This window comes from Microcystis sp. M_OC_Ca_00000000_C217Col (assembly GCF_007095585.1).
Lineage (GTDB): Bacteria > Cyanobacteriota > Cyanobacteriia > Cyanobacteriales > Microcystaceae > Microcystis > Microcystis panniformis.
In genome coordinates, this window is record NZ_SFBV01000053.1 from 1 (window position 1) to 3,513 (window position 3,513).

Annotated in this window: 4 protein-coding genes and 1 pseudogene; 4 read left to right on the forward strand and 1 reads right to left on the reverse strand. The window is 43.2% G+C overall.

The features are described from left to right. Window positions 1–92: pseudogene (locus EWV66_RS03235) on the forward strand (IS1 family transposase); the annotation flags it as partial. A gap of 8 nt (window positions 93–100) precedes the next feature. On the opposite strand, the gene EWV66_RS03240 reads toward EWV66_RS03235, so the two are convergent. Next, complete coding sequence (locus tag EWV66_RS03240; RefSeq protein ID WP_353734441.1) at window positions 101–229, reverse strand: type II toxin-antitoxin system PrlF family antitoxin; 129 nt, start codon at window positions 227–229, stop codon at window positions 101–103. A gap of 274 nt (window positions 230–503) precedes the next feature. Between EWV66_RS03240 and EWV66_RS03245 the strand changes: the two genes are divergently transcribed. The 3 genes from EWV66_RS03245 to EWV66_RS03250 all read left to right on the forward strand — a co-directional run bounded on the left by EWV66_RS03245 (window position 504) and on the right by EWV66_RS03250 (window position 3,284). After that, on the forward strand, window positions 504–1,682 hold the full coding sequence (locus tag EWV66_RS03245) for an AI-2E family transporter (protein WP_002770865.1): 1,179 nt from the start codon (window positions 504–506) through the stop codon (window positions 1,680–1,682). 737 nt (window positions 1,683–2,419) lie between these two features. Then, window positions 2,420–2,614, forward strand: a complete 195-nt coding sequence (locus EWV66_RS24320) for a TLTLP motif-containing protein (protein ID WP_012267246.1) — start codon at window positions 2,420–2,422, stop codon at window positions 2,612–2,614. 160 nt (window positions 2,615–2,774) lie between these two features. After that, window positions 2,775–3,284, forward strand: coding sequence for an inorganic diphosphatase (locus EWV66_RS03250; protein WP_002770856.1), 510 nt, complete (start codon window positions 2,775–2,777; stop codon window positions 3,282–3,284). Window positions 3,285–3,513 lie beyond the last annotated feature (229 nt).

Sequence of the window (3,513 nt, forward strand, 5' to 3'; positions counted from 1 at the left end):
TCTGCTATTCTAAGTCTACAGAAATGTTAGGATACTCTATTCGTTTATTAATTCATTATCTGAAGTTTCAAGAAGTGCCTATTCCTTACTGATTCATAGCTTAATTCAGCAACGCCCAGATTTTATCACGCTTATTCAAGCCAAGGGCTTTGCGAACAGAATCGGGAATTGTAGTCTGATAGCGATCGGTAAGAGTGGATTCTGGGCATGGGGCCATCGTTGCAGCCATAGCGACCTCTAAGCCTGTCCATAAAAACTAGATCTTGACGGTAATGCAACTGCATTGTCTTGTCAAGTATGGAGTGACTAGATCTACAGCCTAACGGATCCGTTCACCTTAAATGTCGGCAGGATGCCCCCGTTACACCCATAAGGTTGTTGTAATAAACCTACACCTGTCAGCATCCCACACCCCATCTTCCCACTTCCCCCCGGTTGAGTTAGCGGGTTCGGCTTCGATCTGTCAGAATACAAGTATTGAAACAACCCTTTTAAGAGGCTTCATGGTGGAAATTAAAGTCGTTCCCCCGAAACGCAATTGGGTTCAGACGTGGTGGCAATCCCTGAATTCCCTATCTCGCTTACTGGTGATTGCTCTAGCTGCACCACTTATAGTTCTGAATGCCTGGGCATTATCGGCAATTTTTGGCTATTTTGAATCTTTATTTGTTATTTTACTGATAGCGGCCGTTCTATCTTTTCTCTTGGGTTATCCGGTGACTTGGTTGGAACGTCAGGGATTAAAACGGGGTTTAGCTGCGATTGTGGTTTCCCTGATCACGATTTTAATTTTTGTGGCCGTGGGAATCACCCTAGTTCCCTTAGTCTTCACCCAAGCACAGCAATTTGTCAACAGATTGCCAGAATGGTTAGACTCAGGACAGCGCCAACTGATGCAACTAGATACCAAAATCGACACGATGAATCTACCGATTCCGATCAGTTTCGATGGTGTTATCGCTCAGTTTAACAGTCGTTTAGGGGCAGAATTGCAAATTTTAGCGGGAAGAAGCGTTAATTTAGCCCTTAATCTCACCGTTTTTACCGTGGTGCGAGTGCTTGATGTGCTGCTAACCATTATCCTCACCTTTTATCTACTTCTCCACAGTCCCGATATCTGGAGGAGTATTATCCAATGGTTGCCCAAACCCGTCCAACAACCCTTTTCCCTAACCCTACGCTTAAGTTTTCAGAATTACTTTGTCGGCCAGGTGATTTGTGCCACCTGCATGGCCCTGGGATTAGTCACGGCATTTTTATCGATTAAAGTCCCTTTTGGTCTTCTATTCGGCCTCTTGATTGGCACCATGGCCTTAATCCCTTTTGGGGGAACTGTAGGCATTGTCACGGTGACAGCTTTACTAGCTTTGCGCGATATTGGTTTAGCTCTGCAAGTTTTAGCCGTAGCTGTAGTGGTGCAGCAAATTGTCGAAAACGGCATTGCTCCCCGGATTTTGGGCAGTGTCACCGGGTTAAATCCCTTTTGGGTGTTGGTCTCGGTCTTGACGGGGGCGCGAGTGGGCGGTTTACTAGGGGTGATTATCGCGGTTCCCATGGCAGTAATGATCAAGGAAGCTTTGGAGGTTATCCGTCAAGTTACACCGGAGGAGACAAAATACGGGATAATTAAACCCTCTCTCCCCCTAGAATCGGAATCCTCTAGCGAGGTGGTTTCTCGCTGAAAAATGACTGACGGTATGATCTGAGGTGATCGGCATTTTTCTTGCAGGTTCTTGGTTTTTCTCCCTCGATCGAGTTATGATGTAAATATTGGTAGATTGACCCCACTTGCCCTGATTGCTGTCCATGACAAGCAAGGACAAATCAAGGCTTGAGGATGCCTTGCTGGTCTCTGAGACCTAGCTTATCGGGAGATTAGCTGACCAATTGTCTCCAAACTCGGATAATTTCTAAGAAAAGGTGATTGTCTATCCCGATAAATCAGCAAAAAATCGATATTTTGGTTAAATAGGCTACATTAACAGCCAGGTTTCTATCGTAAGCTCAAAGTTAAGACATAAAGTCAATATCACCCTCCGATTGCAATGAAAAAATGTTTGGATCGCTTAGTATTTAAGCCTTTCAGACATTTTTTTTGTAGATTGATTAGGAAACAACTTGATTTCGGGATCAGACAAGGAAGCTGTGCTTGCACCCACAGTATGACATGGACAAACACCAACAGACCATGATCTGGAGAGATCGTCAAGAAAAGTATCAGAGTGAACTCTTGGAAAAGAATTGGTAAAATATAATTAGTAGGGAGAGTATTGCCGTTAATGTTTCGCTTTTTAACGGGACATTAACCAAGCCCAAAAGCAAAAAAACAGCAGTAATTTGCTAAAAGCTCAAGGCCGATAGCTGACTGCTCTATATATCTCTCGTATTCTTTACTTGTCGAGTTCAACACGACCCCTTTATGGAATCAAGCAACCCGTCAGGGAAGACTTCCGAACCTCCTAGTCATAGGTGGGCCAATTTACTCGGAACCATGATCGCAATTCTGACCCTAACGTTACCCTTGTTAGCGATTGGATATAACTCCACGCCTAACTATACCGAAGAACCCCTTACCGGTAACACATCCTACTCCCTAACGAGGCAAATGAGGTGACAGAATTGAGATAGACGATTGCCAAGGTAAAATTTTTTTCTTCGTCCCGATCCCCCTTATGGGTAGAATTTGGATCGGAGTCAATCAAAGTGTGTTTTAATTTTGCTTGCGCTTTTAGGTGACTCTAAAGGCGCTATTGTCTTGTATTTGGAGAAAGCTTGTGGATTTATCGCGCATTCCTGCCCAACCGAAACCCGGTTTAATTAATGTTTTAGTGGAAATTACCGCCGGTAGTAAGAATAAATACGAGTTTGATAAGGATTTAAACGCCTTTGCGCTCGATCGCGTTCTCTATTCTTCGGTACAATATCCCTGTGATTATGGTTTTGTTCCCAATACCCTCGCCGATGACGGCGATCCTTTAGATGGTATGGTGATCATGGATCAGCCTACTTTCCCCGGCTGTGTGATTACGGCGCGTCCTATTGGTATGTTAGAAATGATCGATGGTGGTGATCGCGATGAAAAAATTCTCTGTGTTCCCGCTAAAGATCCCCGTTATGCAGAGGTAAAATCTCTTAAAGATGTCTCTCCCCATCGCTTGGAAGAAATCGCCGAGTTTTTCAAAACCTATAAAAATCTAGAGAAAAAAGTCACAGAAATTCTCGGTTGGAAAGATGTGGACGCAGTAAATGCTTTAGTTGAACAGTGTATTGCTGCTTATAAGTAAGGTTTGCGGCAAAAAGTTTGTTGCTGGAGTCAGTTATCAGTTATCAGTTATCAGTTATCAGTTATCAGATGTGAGTTTTCAGTTCACTGATTACTGATTACTGTTTACTGATATACTTTGCACGGCTACAACTTGCATTTTTTACTCAAGGACAATAATATAGTTTAAGAGTCATAATTAGAAGCAAAGCACTCATTAAAAACATGATTAACCTAGAATTCACGGAAGA

Bases quoted from the DNA above. Each gene is read 5' to 3' on its own strand.
- EWV66_RS03240 (WP_353734441.1), bottom strand. From the start codon at position 229: ATGGCTGCAACGATGGCCCCATGCCCAGAATCCACTCTTACCGATCGC.
- EWV66_RS03245 (WP_002770865.1), top strand. From the start codon at position 504: ATGGTGGAAATTAAAGTCGTTCCCCCGAAACGCAATTGGGTTCAGACG.
- EWV66_RS24320 (WP_012267246.1), top strand. From the start codon at position 2,420: ATGGAATCAAGCAACCCGTCAGGGAAGACTTCCGAACCTCCTAGTCAT.